19 protein-coding genes and 1 pseudogene are annotated in these 17,668 nt (G+C 75.9%); 10 read left to right on the top strand and 10 right to left on the bottom strand.

Translation table 11 applies throughout. From position 1 onward, the window contains the following. The first annotated feature begins 140 nt into the window (after window positions 1–140). The 3 genes from ACI78Z_RS21050 to ACI78Z_RS21060 are packed head-to-tail and all read left to right on the top strand — an operon-like array spanning window position 141 to window position 3,345. Window positions 141–488, top strand: coding sequence for a hypothetical protein (locus tag ACI78Z_RS21050; RefSeq protein ID WP_457038480.1), 348 nt, complete (start codon window positions 141–143; stop codon window positions 486–488). Further along, window positions 488–3,019, top strand: a complete 2,532-nt coding sequence (gene nirB / locus ACI78Z_RS21055; protein WP_457038481.1) for a nitrite reductase large subunit NirB — start codon at window positions 488–490, stop codon at window positions 3,017–3,019. The genes ACI78Z_RS21050 and nirB overlap by 1 nt, the downstream gene beginning before the upstream one ends. Continuing rightward, window positions 3,016–3,345 carry a Rieske (2Fe-2S) protein gene (locus tag ACI78Z_RS21060; RefSeq protein ID WP_457038482.1) on the top strand — a complete coding sequence of 110 codons (330 nt, stop codon included), beginning with the start codon at window positions 3,016–3,018 and terminating at the stop codon, window positions 3,343–3,345. Before nirB ends, ACI78Z_RS21060 begins: the two co-directional genes overlap by 4 nt. A gap of 416 nt (window positions 3,346–3,761) precedes the next feature. On the opposite strand, the gene ACI78Z_RS21065 is transcribed toward ACI78Z_RS21060, so the two are convergent. Beyond that, window positions 3,762–4,364, bottom strand: a complete 603-nt coding sequence (locus ACI78Z_RS21065; RefSeq protein ID WP_457038483.1) for a helix-turn-helix domain-containing protein — start codon at window positions 4,362–4,364, stop codon at window positions 3,762–3,764. 58 nt (window positions 4,365–4,422) lie between these two features. On the opposite strand from ACI78Z_RS21065, the gene ACI78Z_RS21070 reads away from it, so the two are divergent. Beyond that, window positions 4,423–5,067, top strand: coding sequence for a class I SAM-dependent methyltransferase (locus ACI78Z_RS21070; RefSeq protein ID WP_457038484.1), 645 nt, complete (start codon window positions 4,423–4,425; stop codon window positions 5,065–5,067). Window positions 5,068–5,071: 4 nt separating this feature from the next. Here ACI78Z_RS21070 and ACI78Z_RS21075 read toward each other — a convergent pair whose 3' ends face one another. From ACI78Z_RS21075 to ACI78Z_RS21085, 3 genes are all read right to left on the bottom strand, one after another. Then, entirely contained in the window at window positions 5,072–5,887 is an 816-nt protein-coding gene (locus tag ACI78Z_RS21075) for a hypothetical protein (protein WP_457038485.1), read from the bottom strand. Beyond that, complete coding sequence (locus tag ACI78Z_RS21080) at window positions 5,884–6,384, bottom strand: SigE family RNA polymerase sigma factor (RefSeq protein WP_457038486.1); 501 nt, start codon at window positions 6,382–6,384, stop codon at window positions 5,884–5,886. The genes ACI78Z_RS21075 and ACI78Z_RS21080 overlap by 4 nt, the downstream gene beginning before the upstream one ends. 102 nt (window positions 6,385–6,486) lie before the next feature. Further along, on the bottom strand, window positions 6,487–7,284 hold the full coding sequence (locus ACI78Z_RS21085) for a hypothetical protein (RefSeq protein ID WP_457038487.1): 798 nt from the start codon (window positions 7,282–7,284) through the stop codon (window positions 6,487–6,489). A gap of 149 nt (window positions 7,285–7,433) precedes the next feature. Between ACI78Z_RS21085 and ACI78Z_RS21090 the strand changes: the two genes are divergently transcribed. Beyond that, window positions 7,434–8,819 (top strand): nitrate/nitrite transporter, encoded by a 1,386-nt coding sequence (locus ACI78Z_RS21090; protein ID WP_457038488.1) that lies wholly within the window; start codon window positions 7,434–7,436, stop codon window positions 8,817–8,819. 80 nt (window positions 8,820–8,899) lie between these two features. On the opposite strand, the gene ACI78Z_RS21095 is transcribed toward ACI78Z_RS21090, so the two are convergent. The 3 genes from ACI78Z_RS21095 to ACI78Z_RS21105 form a co-directional block, all read right to left on the bottom strand. Beyond that, window positions 8,900–10,030: a uroporphyrinogen-III synthase gene (locus ACI78Z_RS21095; RefSeq protein ID WP_457038489.1), complete on the bottom strand. Its 1,131-nt coding sequence runs from the start codon at window positions 10,028–10,030 to the stop codon at window positions 8,900–8,902. 78 nt (window positions 10,031–10,108) lie between these two features. Next, a complete protein-coding gene (locus ACI78Z_RS21100) occupies window positions 10,109–11,587 on the bottom strand; it encodes a PP2C family protein-serine/threonine phosphatase (protein WP_457038490.1) in 1,479 nt (492 codons plus the stop codon). Further along, window positions 11,584–12,345, bottom strand: a complete 762-nt coding sequence (locus tag ACI78Z_RS21105; RefSeq protein ID WP_457038491.1) for a GAF and ANTAR domain-containing protein — start codon at window positions 12,343–12,345, stop codon at window positions 11,584–11,586. Before ACI78Z_RS21105 ends, ACI78Z_RS21100 begins: the two co-directional genes overlap by 4 nt. A gap of 121 nt (window positions 12,346–12,466) precedes the next feature. On the opposite strand from ACI78Z_RS21105, the gene ACI78Z_RS21110 reads away from it, so the two are divergent. From ACI78Z_RS21110 to ACI78Z_RS21130, 5 genes are all read left to right on the top strand, one after another. Then, the gene (locus tag ACI78Z_RS21110) at window positions 12,467–12,949 is read left to right on the top strand and encodes a PH domain-containing protein (RefSeq protein WP_457038492.1); all 483 of its coding nucleotides are present in this window, start codon (window positions 12,467–12,469) and stop codon (window positions 12,947–12,949) included. 402 nt (window positions 12,950–13,351) lie between these two features. Then, the gene (gene infC, locus ACI78Z_RS21115; protein ID WP_457038506.1) at window positions 13,352–13,918 is read left to right on the top strand and encodes a translation initiation factor IF-3; all 567 of its coding nucleotides are present in this window, start codon (window positions 13,352–13,354) and stop codon (window positions 13,916–13,918) included. Window positions 13,919–14,063: 145 nt separating this feature from the next. Further along, complete coding sequence (gene rpmI, locus ACI78Z_RS21120) at window positions 14,064–14,258, top strand: 50S ribosomal protein L35 (RefSeq protein WP_457038493.1); 195 nt, start codon at window positions 14,064–14,066, stop codon at window positions 14,256–14,258. A 29-nt stretch (window positions 14,259–14,287) separates the two neighbouring features. Next, window positions 14,288–14,671 (top strand): 50S ribosomal protein L20, encoded by a 384-nt coding sequence (gene rplT / locus ACI78Z_RS21125; RefSeq protein WP_457038494.1) that lies wholly within the window; start codon window positions 14,288–14,290, stop codon window positions 14,669–14,671. A 116-nt stretch (window positions 14,672–14,787) separates the two neighbouring features. Continuing rightward, entirely contained in the window at window positions 14,788–15,624 is an 837-nt protein-coding gene (locus ACI78Z_RS21130; protein WP_457038495.1) for a TrmH family RNA methyltransferase, read from the top strand. Window positions 15,625–15,638: 14 nt separating this feature from the next. Here the strand turns inward: ACI78Z_RS21130 and ACI78Z_RS21135 are convergent, their stop codons facing one another. From ACI78Z_RS21135 to ACI78Z_RS21145, 3 genes and pseudogenes are all read right to left on the bottom strand, one after another. Continuing rightward, the gene (locus ACI78Z_RS21135) at window positions 15,639–16,022 is read right to left on the bottom strand and encodes a cupin domain-containing protein (protein WP_457038496.1); all 384 of its coding nucleotides are present in this window, start codon (window positions 16,020–16,022) and stop codon (window positions 15,639–15,641) included. Between the two features lie 107 nt (window positions 16,023–16,129). Next, on the bottom strand, window positions 16,130–17,005 hold the full coding sequence (locus ACI78Z_RS21140) for a diguanylate cyclase domain-containing protein (RefSeq protein WP_457038507.1): 876 nt from the start codon (window positions 17,003–17,005) through the stop codon (window positions 16,130–16,132). A gap of 314 nt (window positions 17,006–17,319) precedes the next feature. Continuing rightward, window positions 17,320–17,652: pseudogene (locus ACI78Z_RS21145) on the bottom strand (diguanylate cyclase domain-containing protein); the annotation flags it as partial. Between the last annotated feature and the right edge of the window lie 16 nt (window positions 17,653–17,668).

Raw genomic sequence — 17,668 nt, forward strand, 5'->3', positions numbered from 1 at the left:
CCCCCCCCCCCCCCCCCCCCCCCCCCCCCCCCCCCCCCCCCCCCCCCCCCCCCCCCCCCCCCCCCCCCCCCCCCCCCCCCCCCCCCCCCCCCCCCCCCCCCCCCACCTCCGTGGACCCGATCCCGAGGAGGACCTCCCGCGTGAAGAGCACCCCACGGTTCCTGCAAGGCGTGTACCCGATCACCGGGGAGGGCCTGGACAAGCCGGGCCCGGTCGACCCCGCGCTGCGCTACACGGTGCCCGGCGGCGCCACCGCGCAGGCCCTGTACTTCCGCGGCGGCAACTCCACCGACCACCTGGTCTACGTGCTGCTGGCGCGCGACGGGGTGCCGATGCGCTGGTTCCCGATCGGTGCCAAGGGCGACGTGCACGTGCCGCTCCGGGTCGTCGAGGACCTCCCCGGCGGCACGGTGGTCGAGCTGCAGGCCGCCGCGCCGATCGGCGTGACCGGCGAGCTGGTCGTCGATCTCGGGCTGGTGGAGGTCTGATGACGGCGATCCTGGGTGGTCGGCCCGCCGGCCTCACCTCGCTGCGCCTGGACGACGACGCCGCCGACACGCGGAGCCGGCTGGTGGTGGTCGGCAACGGGATGGCCGGCGCCCGGCTGGTCGAGGAGGTGCTCGAGCGCGGCGGCGGCGAGCAGTTCCGGATCACCGTCCTCGGCGACGAGCCGCACGGCAACTACAACCGGATCATGCTCTCGCCGGTGCTGGCCGGGGAGTCGCACGAGGACGACATCGTCCTCAACAGCCACGACTGGTACGCCGACAACGGCGTGCACCTGCGGGCCGGCGTCCGGGCGTCCCGCATCGACACCGCGGCCAAGCAGGTGCACGCCGACGACGGCAGCGTCGTCCCCTACGACCACCTGGTGCTGGCCACCGGCAGCTACTCGTTCATCCCGCCGATGGCCGGGGTCCGCCGCGACGACGGCGAGCTCCTGCCCGGGGTGTACGGCTTCCGGACCATCGACGAGACCCGCGCCATGCTCGAGGCCACCGGCCGCTGCCGGAAGGCGGTCGTCATGGGCGGCGGTCTGCTCGGCCTCGAGGCGGCCCGCGCGCTGCAGGGGCACGGCCTGCAGGTCGACCTGGTGCACGCCATGCCGCACCTGATGAACATGCAGCTCGACGCCGAGGCCGGCGCCATCCTCAAGAGGAGCGTCGAGTCGCTGGGCATCAGGGTGCACTGCGACGTCCTGGCCACCGAGGTGCTCGGCACCGAGCACGTCGAGGGCGTGGTGCTGAAGGACGGCCGCCGGCTGGACGCCGACCTGCTCGTCGTCGCCGCCGGCGTGCGGCCCAACAGCGACATCGCCGTCCGGTCCGGGCTGGAGGTCGAGCGCGGGATCGTCGTCGACGACCAGCTGCGCACCGACGACCCCGACGTCTACGCCATCGGCGAGTGCGCCCAGCACCGCGGCTCGGTCTACGGCCTCGTGGCACCGGCGTGGGAGCACGCCAAGGTGCTGGCCGACGTCCTGACCGGCACCGACCCGGACGCCGAGTACCACGGCAGCCGGACGGCGACCAAGCTCAAGGTCGCCGGCGTCGACGTCGCCACCATGGGGGTCACCACCCCCGAGCGGGACGACGACGAGTTCCTGGTCATCTCCGAGCCGAAGCGCGGGGTGCACCTGTCGGTGGTCATCCGCGACGACGTGCTGATCGGCGCCACGCTGCTCGGCGACACCCGCAAGGTCGCCTACCTGACCCAGGCCTTCGACCGCGGCGCGCCGCTGCCGGAGGAGCGGATCCGGCTGCTGGTCGACCTCTCCGACGGCGCGGAGGAGGTGGGCGTCGCCGAGATGCCGGCCGACTCGCAGGTCTGCAACTGCAACGGGGTCTCCAAGGGCGACATCTGCGGTGCCGTCGCCGGCGGCTGCGGCAGCGTCGGCGCGGTCATGGACGCCACCCGCGCCGGCAAGGGCTGCGGCTCCTGCAAGTCGCTGGTGAAGCAGATCGTCGAGTGGGCCGCCGACGGCGACCTCACCGAGGACCCGGCCGCCTCCTACTACGTGCCGGGCATCCCGATGGCCAAGCCCGAGCTGATGGCCGCCATCCGCGAGCAGGACCTGCGCAGCGTCTCCGCCGTCTTCGCCGCGCTCGCTCCGGGTGGCAAGGAGGACGCGAAGTCGAAGATGGGGCTGACCTCCCTGCTCAAGATGCTCTGGGGCGTGGACTTCGTCCCGGAGAAGGACGGCGAGTTCATCAACGACCGGGTGCACGCCAACATCCAGCGCGACGGCACCTTCTCCGTCGTCCCGCAGATGAAGGGCGGCGTCACCACCCCGGCCCAGCTGCGCCGGATCGCGGAGGTGGCCGAGAAGTACGAGGTCCCGATGGTCAAGGTGACCGGCGGGCAGCGGATCGACCTGCTCGGGGTCCGCAAGGAGGACCTGCCGGCGGTGTGGGACGACCTGGGCATGCCGTCCGGCTACGCCTACGGCAAGAGCTTCCGCACCGTGAAGACCTGCGTGGGCAGCGACTTCTGCCGGTTCGGCCTCGGTGACTCCACCCAGCTCGGCATCGACCTGGAGACCCGGTTCCAGGGCATCGAGAGCCCGGCGAAGATGAAGCTCGCCGTCGTCGGCTGCCCCCGGAACTGCGCCGAGGCCTACGTCAAGGACGTCGGCGTCGTGGCCGTCGGCAACGGGAAGTGGGAGGTCTACGTCGGCGGGGCCGCCGGGGCCACCGTCCGCAAGGGCGACCTGCTGGCCACCGTCGACTCCCCGCAGGCGGTGCTCCGGCTCACCGGCCGGTTCCTCCAGTACTACCGGGAGAACGCCAACTGGCTGGAGCGCACCTACGACTTCGTCCCGCGGATCGGCCTGGAGAAGATCCGGTCGGTGCTGCTGGAGGACAGCGAGGGGATCGTGGCGCAGCTGGACGCGAACATGCAGCGGTCGGTCGACGCCTACACCGACCCCTGGGGTCAGGACGGCAAGGAACCGGCCACCCCGGGCCAGTTCCGCACCGCGCTGCCGCTGGTCGCGCTGCCGGAGGTGCCGGTCCGATGAGCCTCACCGAGGAGCTGCGGACGACGACGTCGCACGTGGTCGGGCGGGTGGAGGACGTGCCGCCGGGGGAGGGGCGGGCCTTCGTCGCCGGCGGCGTGCAGGTGGCGGTCTTCCGGCTGCGGGACGGCTCGCTGCACGCCACGCAGGCCGCCTGCCCGCACGCCGGCGGGCCGCTCGCCGACGGGCAGACCGACGTCGACGTGCTGGTCTGCCCGCTGCACCTCTACGCCTACCGGTGGAGCGACGGCACCTCGACCTCGGGCGCCGCGCCGATCCGGCGCTACCCGGTGCACGAGTCCGGCGGCGAGATCGTCGTCGAGGTGTGAGGAGGGACCGGGGATCCCTCAGGCACCGGCCGCGGCATCCATCGGGCGCGGCCTCACCCCTCGCCCACGGTGCAGAGCAGGGGAGGCTCCGGAGGACGACACCCGCCTCCGCGAACCTCAGGCCCTGCTCACAGGTGGAAGCAGGGCCTGAGGTTCCCGGAGGGGACGTGCGGTGGGCTGGGGCTCGGCGCTGCGGCCGGGCGCGACGGCTACACCAGCAGCACCTGCTGGACGGCCGCGTCGCCCCCTGGGGGCGCTGCGCGGACCGGCGGCCAGGACGTCGGGCACCCCCAGCGTGACGGCGAGGTGCAGCAGCTGGGTGACCAGGTAGCCGTCGACCAGCCGGGCCGGCCGCTCGGCTGCGGAGCCGGGCACGACGGCATGGCGGTCCCGCCCTCAGCGGCCGGACGACGCGCTCAGCGGCGGGGGCGGGCGCGCACGTGCATCCGCTCGCCCTGCGGGCCGAACAGTGCGAGCACCTCGGCCGGCTCGCCGTACGGGTTGCCGATCCAGTGCGGGGTGCGGGTGTCGAACTCGGCGACCTCCCCGGGGCCGAGGACGACGTCGTGCTCGCCGAGCAGCAACCGCAGCCGGCCGGCGAGCACGTACACCCAGTCGTAGCCCTCGTGCGTCTGCAGCTCCGGGTCACCCGCGGGGGTGCGCGGCGCGTAGACCATCTTGAACGCCTGGATGCCGCCCGGACGCCGGGTCAGCGGGACGACGGTCATGCCCGCCGCGGCGGCGCGCGGCCGCAGGTGCACCCGCGGGTCGCCGGTCTCCGGTGCGCCGACCAGCTCGTCCAGCGGCACCTGGTGGGCGCGGGCCAGCGGCAGCAGCAGCTCCAGGGTCGGCCGCCGCTGCCCGGACTCGAGCCGGGACAGCGTGCTCACCGAGATGCCGGTCTGCTCCGACAGCTGGGCCAGCGTCCCCCCGCGCTGGCGCCGCAGCGCCCGCAGCCGCGGGCCCACGGCGGTGAGCACGTCGTCGGTCGTCGCCCCGTCGTCCGCCATGCCCGTCATTTGCCGGTCCGGCAACGTCATTTGTCAAGACGGCGTCCTCGGGGAGAGGCTGCCGCGCATGGACGACGACGCACGACACCGGCACGCCGAGCTCGGGTTCGACGAGGCCTCGTGGGAGGAGCGCTACCGCATCGCGCCCGCGCTCTGGAGCGGCCGGGCCAACGTGCAGCTGGTCGCCGAGGCCACCGGGCTGCCGCCGGGCCGGGCGCTGGACGCCGGCAGCGGGGAGGGCGGCGACGCGCTGTGGCTGGCCGCCCGCGGCTGGCGGGTCACCGCCGCGGACTTCTCCACGGTCGCACTCGCCCGGGCCGCGGCGGCGGCCGGGCGGCTGGACCCGGGGGTCGCCGGGCGGGTCGAGTGGGTGCACGCCGACCTCACGCGGTGGGAGCCGCCGGCGGGCGCCTTCGACCTGGTCTCGGCGCAGTACTTCCACCTGCCGCCGCAGGACCGCGACCCGGTGTTCGCCCGGCTGGCCGCGGCCGTCGCCCCGGGCGGCAGCCTGCTCGTCGTCGGGCACCGGCCCAGCGAGCTGCACACCGGCCTGCCGGAGATGTTCTTCTCGGCGCAGCAGGTGGCCGCGACGCTCGACCCGGACGGCTGGGACGTCGTCGTGTGCGAGGACCGCCCGCGGACGGCGAGCGGCCCCGCCGGGCACGAGCTGCCGGTCGCCGACACCGTCCTGCGGGCCCGCCGCCGGCCCTGACCGGTCACCCGTCCCGGCCGGTGAGCGGCTCGACCGATGCCAGCACGGTCTCGTCCGCGGCCAGGACCTCGATCGTCGCCGCCCCCCCGGGTGCGGCCTGCACGGCGAGCCCGTCGGCCAGGGGCAGCTCGGCCAGTGGCCTGCCGGTCCGGTCGAGCACCCGGGCGACGGCGGCCGGGGACTCCGCGACGACGGCCAGCGTCCCGGTCGCGGGGTCCCACAGCGCGGTGGGCTCGCCCGCCGGGGTGACGACGGGGGCGGTCCGCAGCCGCAGCTCGTCCGGCTCCGCGCCCGGGGGCCCGGCGAACCAGGCGAGGGCGACGGAGTCCACGCCCAGCTGACGCTCGAGCTCGTCGTCGTCCAGCAGCGGCGGCGGCACGGTCAGCGGGCGGGCGACCAGGGCCCAGCGCCCGCCGGGCACGTCGCCGGCGAAGAGCACGGCCGACCCCGCCGGCGGAGGCACGTCCGCGCCGACCCCGCGGTCGCTCCAGGAGAGCCGGAGGACCTCGTCGACGAACTCCGCGTCGCGGGCGAGCGAGCCCCGGGTCGGCCCGCCGTACCCGTCGGCCGGCGTCAGGGTGCCGCCGTCCGGCGCCTCGGCGATCGCGGTCGCCGGCTCCGCCGCGGGCCCGCCCGGCAGCAGCAGCTGGCCGGCTCCCACCGCACCCACGACCGCCGCGGCGACCGCGGCGAGCTGCAGCTGCGTCCTGCGGCGCGCCCGGTGCCGGCGCTCGACGACCGCGGCCAGGTCCGCGCGCGGCGGCGGTGCGGTGGCATCGGCCAGGGCGGCCAGCCGCGCCCGGAGCTCGTCGTCCCTCACCGGTCCTCACCACCGGCCGGCTGCAGCGGGGTGAGCGCGGCGCGCAGCCGGGCCAGGCCCCGGGCGGTCTGGGTGTTCACCGTGCTGGTCGAGCAGCCCATGGCTGCGGCGGTCTGCTGCTCGGAGAGGTCCTCGAAGTAGCGCAGCACCACCGCCGTCCGCATCCGCACCGGCAGCTCGCGCAGGGCCGCCCGCAGCTGCTCGTCGCCGTCCTCGGCCGGTGCGGCGGCCCGGTCGGGCACCGACTCCACCACCTGCTCGGTCGTCGACAGCCGGCGCCGCCAGCTGGTGTGGGCGTTGACCAGGACCCGGCGCACGTACGCCGAGGGGGTCCCGGACCGGCTCACCCGGTCCCAGTGCCGGTAGGTCGACAGCAGTGCGGTCTGCACGAGGTCCTCCGCGTGTCCGCGATCGCCGGTGAGGAGGACGGCGAGGCGGAGCAGGGCGGCCTGCTCCGCGGACACGAAGTCCGCGAAGCCCCGGTCCCCGTCGCCCACCCGCGCCTCCTCAGCCGGCTCCTGCTCTCTCCACGCACCGGGCCCCGCCGCAGACCCACAGCGGAGGTCACGGGCAGGTCACGATCTCCGGCGCGAGCAGGGTCAGGCGGGCGGCGCGAGCTCGGCCAGCGCGGCGGCGACGTCGTCGTCCCGCACGAAGCCCAGCGCCAGCAGCCGGTGCACCAGCACGCCGCGGCGGGTGAGCCGCAGGTCGGCCGGGCGCAGCCGGGGCAGCGCCGCGCCGCCCGGACGGGGTTGCGCCGGCGGCGGGTCGAGCAGACCGGTCCGCTGCAGGTCGGCGACGTCCTCGCGGGCGCCCCAGGCCGCCCAGCCCCGCGGGTCGTCGGCCAGCGGGGTCATCGGCAGCGGTGCCCGGTCGCGGCGGCCGACCCCGGCCAGCAGCACCAGCTGCCGCCACGTCAGCCCGGCAGCCAGCGTGAGCCCCCGGTCGACCACTGCGGCGTCCAGGTCGGGGGACGCGGCCACCTCGGCGAGCAGGTAGCCCAGGTGCCGCACCCGCCGCTCGTCGTGCGAGCAGCGGGCGGCGGCCACCACGGCCTCGGTGACCGTGTCGGCGGCCGAGCGGCTGCCGCTCCGCGGGGTGAAGAAGCCGTCGGCGCGCACCGGGCGCCCGCCGTGCGCCAGGGTCACGCCGTGCTCGACGGCGAAGGCCAGGACGGCGCCGGCGCGGGCCCGCTCCCGGGGGACGGCGACGGCCGCCGCCTCGTCGGCTGCCGCGCGGAGGACGCGGGCCAGCCGGTCCTCCAGCCGCACCGCCGCGCGGCCGCCGGGATCCGGGTAGACGAGCACCGCGGCGGTGCGGGTCATGGTGCCCGCGACCGCGGCGCCGGCCTCGAACAGGGCGCGGCCGGCGGCAGCGGGGTCCTCGGTCACGGTCACGCCGCCGATCCTCCCCACTGGCCGGGCCGGTGCGCACGCCGGTGCAGCGCGGCCTCACCACAGCGGGGGTGCGCCGGTGAGCACAACGGAACACGAGCTCTGCCCGGCAGCAACGGCGGGGGAACGACCGGCCGCCACCGTTCTGCCCCATGGCCGCCCCCATCTCCACCCCCCGACAGCAGACCGCGCCGGTCGCAGCCGCGACCCGCCCCGGCCGCTGGATCGACGACTGGCGCCCCGAGGACCCCGCCTTCTGGGAGTCCACGGGCAGACCGGTCGCCCGCCGCAACCTCTTCTTCTCGGTCTTCTCCGAGCACATCGGCTTCTCGATCTGGAGCCTGTGGTCGGTGCTCGTGCTGTTCCTGCCCGAGGCGGTGTACGGCATCGACCCGGCCGGGAAGTTCCTGCTGACCACGCTGCCGACGGCGCTCGGTGCCTTCGTCCGGCTGCCCTACACCTTCGCCGTCGCCCGGTTCGGCGGCCGCAACTGGACGGTCGTCAGCGCCGCGCTGCTGCTGGTGCCCACGATCGCCACCGCCGTCGTCCTGGAACCCGGCGTCGACTACACGACGCTGCTGGTCGTCAGCTGCCTGGCCGGCGTCGGCGGCGGCAACTTCGCCAGCTCCATGGCCAACATCAACGCCTTCTACCCGAACCGGCTCAAGGGGTGGGCGCTCGGCCTCAACGCCGGCGGCGGCAACCTCGGCGTCCCCGTCGTGCAGCTGGTGGGCCTGCTCGTGCTGGCCACCGTCGGCGTGGAGCACCCGCGGGTGGTCCTGGTCGTCTACATCCCGCTGGTCGTCGTCGCCGCGGTCGGCGCGGCCCTGCTCATGGACAACCTGACGACGGCGCGCAACCAGCCGCGGGCCATGCGCGAGGCCACCCGCGAGCCGCACACCTGGATCATGTCGTTCCTCTACATCGGCACCTTCGGCTCGTTCATCGGCTTCGGGTTCGCCTTCGGCCAGGTGCTGCAGAACCAGTTCGGGGAGGACTTCGCCACGCCGCTGGCCGCGGCGTCGCTGACCTGGCTCGGCCCGCTGCTGGGCTCGCTGATCCGCCCGCTCGGCGGCTCGCTGGCCGACCGCTTCGGCGGCGCCCGGATCACCCTCTGGACCTTCGCGGCCATGGCCGGGGGAGCGGCGATCGTGTGGACCGCCAGCCAGGTGGGGTCGCTGCCGCTGTTCGTCGTCGGCTTCGTGTCGCTGTTCGTGCTCAGCGGCGTGGGCAACGGCTCGACCTACAAGATGATCCCGGCGATCTTCCGCACCCAGGCCCAGCAGCGGGTGGCCGCCGGCGAGGACTCCGAGGCCGCCGACCGGCACGCGCTGCGCATGTCCGGCGCGCTCATCGGCATCGCCGGCGCGGTCGGCGCCTCCGGCGGTGTGCTGGTCAACCTGGCCTTCCGCCAGTCGTTCCTGACCACCGGCACCGGCGACTCCGCCTACCTGGTGTTCATCGCCTTCTACGTGGTCTGCCTCGCGGTCACCTGGACGGTCTACCTGCGCCCGCAGGCCCGCATGTCGGGGGTGTGAGAACGTCGCTGCTCCGCGCCAGATCTGCACAGTGGCGGTCATCGCGAGCCCGATGGCCGCCACTGTGCAGATCTCGGCGCTCAGACCGCCAGCCGGTAGCCGCGCTTCACCACCGTCTCCACCACGCCGGGGCCGAGCGCCGCCCGCAGCCGGGTGACGGCCATCTCGACGGCGTGCCCGTCCCCGCCGCCGGGCAGCCCCGCGACCAGGTCGGTCTTGGCGACGACGGTTCCCGGCCGCGCGGCCAGCGCGCGCAGCACCGCCATCGGGCCCGGTGCCAGCTCGACCACCCGCCCGTCGAGCAGGGCGGCATGCCCGCGCACCTGCAGGTCGCGGGCACCGACCCGCAGCACCGGATCGCGCTCGGGCAGCCGCGCCACCACCTCGCGGGCCAGGGCGCCGAGCCGGGCGCGCTCGGGCTGCACCGACGGGATCCCCGCGGCGTCGAGCGGCCCGGCGGTCACCGGGCCCACCGCCACCGGCAGGACGCCGGAGGTCAGCGCCGCGACCAGCTCGGCACCGAGGCCCAGCTCGTCGGCCACGGTGAGCAGGCTCGCGGCCGCGGGGGCGCTGGTGAAGGTGACCGCGTCGACAGTGCCAGCGACCACCGAGCGCACCAGGCGGCGCACCGGCTCGACGTCCTCCGGCAGCACCCAGCGGTACACCGGCACGGTCACCACGTCGGCTCCGGTCGCCCGCAGCGCCGCGACGAAGTCCGGCAGCGGGTCGCCGTGCAGCTGGACGGCGACCCGGCGTCCCTCCAGCGGGCCCTCCGCGCCGGAGAGCAGGTGCTCGAGCACCTCGGTCGAGGACTCCGACGCCGGTGACCAGGCGTCGACCAGCCCGCCGCCGCGGATCGCGCCGCGCGCCTTGGGGCCGCGGGCGAGCACCCGGGCCCCGCGCAGGTGCTCGACCAGCGGCAGGTCCCAGGCGTCGGCGGCCTCCAGCCACCCGCGGAAGCCCACGCCGGTGGTCGCGACGACGAGGTCGACCGGCCGCGCCAGCACCTCACGGGTCGCGGCGACCAGCTCGGCGTCGTCGGCCAGCGGGACGATGCGGATCGCCGGCGCGTAGACCACCCGGGCGCCGCGGCGGGCCAGCAGCGCCCCGAACTCCTCCCGGCGCCGGGCCGCGGTCACCGCGACGGTGTACCCGGCCAGCGGCAGCGGTGCCTCGGTCCCGGGCGGGGCCTCGGGCAGGACATCGGTCACGGTTCCCCCTCGTCGACGGCGCACGACCATGGTGCGTCGCCCCCGTTGCGGGGATGTGTCGGACGGGGGTCGGGCGCCTCACAGTCCGCGCGGCCCGGGCGCCCACCGCGCCAGCAGCACGCTGGCGTCGTCCTGCAGCAGCCCCTCCTGGTGTTCGAGGACGGCGTGCACCAGCCGGCGGGCCGTCTCCGGCGCGGACTGGCCGCCGGCGACCTGGCGGGTGAGCAGGTCCACCAGCCGCTCCTCGCCGAACTCGGCGCCGGACGCGTCCCGGGCCCCGGTGACGCCGTCGGTGTGCGCGGCCAGCCAGTCCCCGGGCTGCAGCGACTCCTCGGCCACGGTGGGGACGCCGGTCCCCAGCCCGAAGGGCACCCGCCGCCCGCCGGTCAGCGCCTCCACCACCGTCCCGTCCCGCAGCAGGTGCGGCGCCGGGTGCCCGGCGTTGACGTAGCGCAGCCGCCCCGTGGGGACGTCGAGCTCGGCGAGCACCCCGGTGACGGACGAGCTGCCGGGGAAGGCGTCCGCCACCACCTCGTCGATCCAACGGGCCTGGTCGGAGACGTCGCAGCCGTCGCGGCGGGCGCTGCGGTAGGCCGACACCGCAGCGGCGGCGAGGACGGCGGCGGGCAGGCCGTGCCCCATCGCGTCGAAGACGGCGAGAGACACGGTCGACTCGGACAGCGCGTAGTCGAAGGCGTCCCCACCCGCCTCGTAGGCCGGCTCGAGCATCCCGGCCAGCACGAACGACCCGCTGCCGGCCGTCAGCGGGGGCAGCAGCTGCCACAGCAGCTCGGCGGACGGGGTGCGGGACCGGGTGCGGCGGCACCGCTCCAGCCCGTCGCCGTACTGACCCATCGTCACGAGCAGGGAGCCGACCAGCTCCGCCAGCCACCGGCACTCCTCGCGGAGCCCGGGGTCGTAGAGCTCCACCGGCGTGCCGACCCGCACCTCCAGGACGCCCACCCGGTCGGCGCCGTCCACGAGGGGCAACCAGAGCCGGCGCACCCCGTCGGCCTCGGACGGCACCGGCCGCACCGACTGGAAGGCCCGGCCCGGCAGCGAGGCGTCGATGGACAGCGGGCCGGGGGCCGCCCGGCCCGACGGGAGCAGCGGCCACAGCCGCCGCTGCTCGTGGTCGGCGACGTGGACGGTGACCTCCACGCCCATCGCGGCGCCGGCCTCCGCGACCAGGGCGGGCAGCCGGTCCGGGGGAGCGGAGTGGGCCGTCTCCGCCAGGCGCAGCAGCGCGGCGAACGGCCCGCTGGGGCGGCCCCGCCGCACCGGCGGGTCGTAGGGGACCCGGTGCTGGGTGAACAGCTCGTCGAGCCGCTCGTTGACCGCGTGGGCGAGCACGTTCACCTCGCCGGGCTGCAGCGACAGCAGCCCCTGCAGGTGGCCCTCGACCTCGAACAGGTCCGCGTGGCCGCCGAGCGCGAAGTACCGCGTCCAGAGCTGGTCCAGGGTCAGGTCGGCGACCTCGAGGGCCGACAGCAGCGCACGGCGCTGCTCCTCCTCGGGGGAGTCCTGGGACCCGGCCGGCCCGGGACGCGCGGTCACCGGCGCCGGCGGACGGCGGAGTCGACCACCGCCCGGGCGGCGTCGGCCAGCGACCCGCCCTCCTCGCCCGAGCGGGCCACGAGCATGGCGAACGCGACGTCCTCGGGGACCCCGTCCCGGGCCATGAGGACCCCCTTGGCGGTGCTCACCAGGTCCCGCGTGCGGACGGCCTGCCGCAGCCCCTCGCTGAGCCGCCGGGCGCGTTCCCGGGTCTGCACGTTGGCCACGAGGATCGCCGCCTGTGCCGCGGCCAGCGTCAGCCGCCGCTCGGCGGAGACGTCGAAGGTCCCCGGCCGTTCCGCGTAGACCTTGAGCGCCCCCATCGCGGCGTCGCCGGTGACCAGCGGCGCGCTCATCGCCGCCCGCAGCCCCAGGGGGGCCACCGCCGCCGCCCACCGGGGCCACCGGCGGTCCACGGCCAGGTCGTCGACGCGGACCAGCTGGCGGCCGGCGGTCGCGGCCAGGCACGGCCCCTCGTCCAGCTGGTACTGGAGGGCGTCGGCCTGCTCGACGCGGGCGTCGGTGGACCCGGAACTGCGGCGCCTGCGCTCGTCGAGGATGGAGATGCCCGCCCCGACCGCCCCCGGGACGGTGTCCAGGGCCAGGGAACTCACCAGGCCCAGCGCGGTGGCCACCGTCTCCTCGGACAGCAGCAGCCCGGCCACGCGGGCGGAGACCGCCGACAGCTCGTCGGCGAGGGGCAGGTCCCGCGCGGGGTCGGAGCGCCGGTCGTCGGGTCCGGGGTGGTCGTGGTGCACGGGCATCTCCGGGAGGAGGCCGCTCGCCCGCCGGATCTGGACGGGGAGCAGCGCGAGGACCAGCGTAACGCCGCAGGGTCCGGGGGACCGGCTCGCTGTGCCGGGCTGGGAGGATGGGGGCGTGCCTCCCGCCGTCTCCGCCGTCCCCCGCCGGTGGCGGCTGCTGTGCGCCGCGGCCGCCACCGTCGTCGCCGCCGTCCTGACCTACGTCGGCGTGACCCTGCAGGAGAACGCGACCGGCGTGGCCCGGTTCACCGTCGCCGACCAGGTCGCCCTGGTCGGGTTGGGGCTGGTGCTCGGCGCGGGCCTGCTGGCCCTCGGCCGGCCGCGGGTGGACGCCGACGCCGAGGGCGTCCGGGTGCGCAACCTGGCCGGCGAGCGCCGGGTGCCCTGGACGGCGGTGCAGGCCATCCGCTTCGACCGCCGGTTCCGCTGGGCGACGCTGCTGCTCACCAACGACGACGAGTTCGCCGTGCTGGCGATCCAGGGTGCCGACGGCGACCGCGCGGTCGAGGCGGTCGAGGGGCTGCGGGCACTGCTGGCCGCCAGCCGCGCGCAGCAGCCCCCGCCTCCGCCGTCCCCGCCGCTGCTCTACGACGACTGAAGGAGGACCACCCTCCCCCCACCCCTGGCCCGCTCGGCGTGGCCCTGGAGGGTGGCTGTTCCGCAGCGCACCGGGGGGAATGACTCAGCCAGCGGCGACGCTGTAGCATGGGCGCGCCTCCCCGCTACACGAGGCGCGCGAACCACTGAGCGGCCCCGCCCCGGGCCGCTCGACCAAGAGGAGCCCGCTCCCACCTGGCGCCGTCGAGGCGTCCAGGTCCCGGATCGCGGCGCCCGGCCCTCCGGTCGGGCCCGCGGCGTGCACGAGCCCCCGGGCTCGGTGCACCCCGGCGAGTGGGCCCCGCGAGCAGCTGCTCGTGGGGCCTCTCTCCTGTCGGCGTCCGGTGACCGAGCGAGCCCCTCCCCATGCAGCAGCAGAGGAGAGGCCATCACCGAGCCCCGCATCAACGACCGTATCCGCGTCCCCGAGGTCCGCCTGGTCGGTCCGGAGGGCGAGCAGGTCGGCATCGTGCCGATCGGCGAGGCGCTGCGCCTGGCCCAGGACTCCGAGCTGGACCTCGTCGAGGTCGCGCCCATGGCCCGGCCTCCGGTGGCCAAGCTCATGGACTACGGGAAGTTCAAGTACGAGTCCGCCCAGAAGGCCCGCGAGGCCCGGCGGAACCAGGCGCTCACCGTCATCAAGGAGATGCGGCTGCGCCTGAAGATCGACCCGCACGACTACGAGACCAAGAAGGGCCATGTCGAGCGCTTCCTGCGGAGCGGCGACAAGGTCAAGATCACCGTGATGTTCCGCGGCCGCGAGCAGTCCCGGCCGGAGATGGGCTACCGGCTGCTGCAGCGGCTGGCCCAGGACGTCTCCGAGCTCGGCGTCGTGGAGTCCAACCCCAAGCAGGACGGCCGCAACATGGTCATGGTGATCGCCCCGCACCGGAACCAGGCCGCGACCGACGGCGCCCGTCGGCAGGCCAAGGCCGACAAGGCCGCCGAGGGGCAGGGCCCGCAGGCCTGAGGAAGGACCCTCCTGCCCCGCGCCGCTCGCAGGCTCGCGGCGGGGCCCGCAGGAGGGCCGAGGACCGCACCACCAGACGGCCGGTGCCGTGCGGCAGCTCCGTGCTGCCGTGCGGCGCCGACAGACATCGACGAGGACCGAGGACATGCCGAAGCAGAAGACGCACAAGGGCACTGCGAAGCGCGTGCGCGTGACGGGCAGCGGGAAGCTCATGCGCGAGCAGGCCAACAACCAGCACAAGTTCGAGCACAAGTCCTCGCGTCGCAAGCGCCGGCTCGACCAGGACCAGGTCATCTCCCCGGCCGACACCAAGAACCTCAAGAAGCTGCTCGGGCTCTGAGCGCCCCCTAGACGAGAAGGAGCCCTTCCGTGGCACGCGTGAAGCGGGCGGTCAACGCCCAGAAGAAGCGCCGGACGACCCTCGAGGCGGCCAGCGGCTACCGGGGCCAGCGGTCCCGGCTGTACCGCAAGGCCAAGGAGCAGATCCTCCACTCGGCGACCTACCAGTACCGCGACCGCAAGGTCCGCAAGGGTGACTTCCGCAAGCTGTGGATCACCCGCATCAACGCCGCGGCCCGCCAGAACGACATGACCTACAACCGGTTCATGCAGGGCCTCAAGCTCGCCGGCATCGAGCTCGACCGCCGCGTGCTGGCCGAGCTGGCCGTCAACGAGCCGGCCGCCTTCACCGCGCTGGTGGAGACCGCCCGCGCCGCCGTCGCCGCCGCGCCGGCCGGCGGTCAGGCCGCCTGAGCCTGGTCGACCGCACCCGCGACGCCGCCGGCGTCCGGCCCGCTCCGGGTCGGCGCCGGCGGCGTCGTCGTGTGTACGGGCGCGAGATCTGCACACTCGCGGCCTTCGGACCCCTGATGACGACCACTGTGCAGATCTGGCCGCAGGAGGAGGACGACACGACGGTGACCGAGCCGCTGACCGAGCGCTCGGCGCGGGTGGTGGCCGCGCGCAAGCTGACCCGGCGCCCCGGTCGCGACGCCGCCGGGCTCTTCCTGGCCGAGGGGCGCCAGGCTGTCGCCGAGGCGCTGGCCGACCCGGCCGGGGTCCGCGAGGTGTTCGCCACCGAGTCCGCCGCGGCGGCGCACCGCGACCTGCTGGCGGGCTCGCCGGTGCCGGTGCGGCCGGTGACCGAGAAGGCGGCGGCGTCGCTGTCGGAGACGGTGACCCCGCAGGGGCTGGTCGCCGTCTGCACGCTGCGGGACGTGCTCGCCGACGTCCTGACCGCGCAGCCCCCGTCGCTCACCGTGGCGCTCGCCGAGCTGGCCGACCCCGGCAACGCCGGCACCGTGCTGCGCACCGCGGACGCCTGCGGCGCCGGCGCGGTCGTGTTCGGCGCCGGCTCGGCCGACCCGTACGGCGGCAAGGCGGTGCGGGCGAGCGCGGGCAGCATCTTCCACGTCGACGTCGTCCGCGGGGCGCCGCTGCCGGACCTGCTGCCGCGCCTGCAGGCGGCCGGCGCAACCGTGCTCGCCGCCGACGGCGGGGGAGAGGTGACGCTCCCCGAGGCGACCGCCCGCCTGGCCGGCCCGGTGGTCTGGCTGTTCGGCAACGAGGCGCGCGGCGTGCCCGGCGACCTAGCCGCGCTGGCCGACGCCCGGGTGCGCATCCCGATGCGCGGGCGCGCCGAGAGCCTCAACCTGGCCGCCGCCGCGGCGATCTGCCTCTACAGCACCCAGCTCGCCCAGAGCTGAGCGCGACCAGCGGCTCAGCCCGGGGCGGGACCGTCGACGTTGACCACCGCAGGACCGCTACCGCCACGCACGACGACGATGGCCGACTGCTCGTCCGTGGGGTTGCCCTCGCGGTGGACGGCGTGCGGAGGCACGTAGAGGAAGTCGCCCGGGCCGGCGTCGAGCACCTCCCGCCCCCCGGCCCCGAACTCCATCCGCAACGCGCCGGACAGGACGTAGATCGTCGACTCGTGCTCGCCGTGGTGGTGCCAGCCCGAGACGGCGCCGGCCTCGGTGGTGACGTGGCCGGCCCACATGCTCCCGGTGTCCACCGCCTGCTCGCGGTGCATCCCGGGTGTCGGCTGTCCCTCGGTGCGCTCCCCGGGCCGGACCAGCCGCACCGGCGCGTCCTCGTCCATGACGCCTCCCCTCGGATCGGGACGGGCAGAGGGTCCCGCGCCGGGACGTCGGACTCAACCGGCGCTCCCGCCCGGCCGACGTGCCCCCCGGGCGGTGGGACGCCGGGTCAGCCGGTCGGCCGTGTCCCCGTCCGCGTCGCGTACATCCGCATGTCGGCCGAGTGCAGCAGCGCCGGGAAGTCGGCGCCGTCCCCCGGCCAGACGCTGACGCCGGTGCTCGCCCGCACGGTGACCTGCTGGTCCCGCAGCGGCACCGGGGAGGCGACCACCGCGGCCAGCTCGTCGGCGATGCGCCGGGCCTCGGCGGCCGCGGTGGCCTCGGGGAGACCGGTCAGCGCCACGAGGAACTCGTCGCCCCCGAGCCGGGCCAGCAGGTCGTTGCGGCGCAGCCGGCCGCGCAGCCGCTCGGCGACCGCGACCAGCAGCTCGTCGCCGGCCGCGTGCCCGAACCGGTCGTTGACCGCCGTGAAGCCCCTGAGGCCGACGAACAGCAGCGCCACCGCCTCGTCGCGGGCCCGGGCGTTCCAGATCGCGGTGTCGACCTGCTCGGCCAGCCGCCGGTTCGGCAGGCCGGTGAGTGGGTCGGTGTAGGCGAGCTCCTCGATGCGGGCCAGGTAGTTGCGGGTGCGGTCGCGCTCCTGCACCAGCGCCCGCTCGGCCTCCACGCGGGCGGTGACGTCCACCTGGATGCCGATGTAGTGGGTGGCCGTGCCGTCGGGGCCGGTGACCGGCGCGAGGTGCAGCTCGTTCCACCAGGTCGCGCCCTCCGACCCGCGCCGGTTGAGCACCGTCACCCGGCACTCCTCGCCGGCGTCGACCGCGCGGCGGACGGCGGCGACCGCGGCCGGGTCGGTGTCGGGGGTCTGCAGGAACCGGCAGTTGCGGCCCAGCAGCTCAGCCTTCGGCAGCCCGGCCAGCCGCCCGAAGGCGGGGTTGACGTAGACCAGCGGCTGGTCGGGCAGCCGGACGTCGACGATCGACACCCCGCTGGGGGTGGCCGCCAGCGCGCCGTGCACCAGGGTGTCGCCGGTCGCGCTGACGAGGACGCCGACGTCGAACCGGCCGGCCGCGGGCGCCGCCGGGAGGGCGCCTCCGGACACGGCGCGGACGGCACCGGCTCCTCCCGGCGCGGGGCGACCCGGGCCAGGAGCGCCGCGGTCGCCCGGACGACGGTGTCGCGGTCGTAGGTCAGGGCGTAGGCGAACCGGCGCGCGGCGTCGGGGCCGTCGTCGCCCAGGTCGCGGGCGAGCAGCGCGGCGGAGAAGTGCGGGCCGAGCACGGTGACGTCCCACTCGCCGCGGACCGGGTCCCCCGGGTCGAGCGCGGCGCCGCGCAGGCCGGGCAGGGGCTCGACCGGCAGGTCCTCGCCGAGGGCGCACACGAAGCCGGTGCGCTCCACCAGGTCGCGGTAGCGCAGCGTCGTCGCCGGGGTGAAGTGCCGGGCCTCCTGGAAGGTGGCGGCCACGACGCAGGTGGCGCCCAGCCGCAGCGCCTCTCGCTCGAGCTGCTTGGACAGCTCGATGAGCAGCACCTTGGGGGCCTCCCGCAGCGGGACGTCGATCGGCAGGCAGGCGAAGGGCGATGCGTCGGCGTCCTCGGTGACGGTGTCGGGCAGCTGCGAGGGCAGCACCAGCGATCCGTGGACC

The sequence above is a fragment of the Geodermatophilus sp. SYSU D01176 genome, assembly GCF_054050015.1.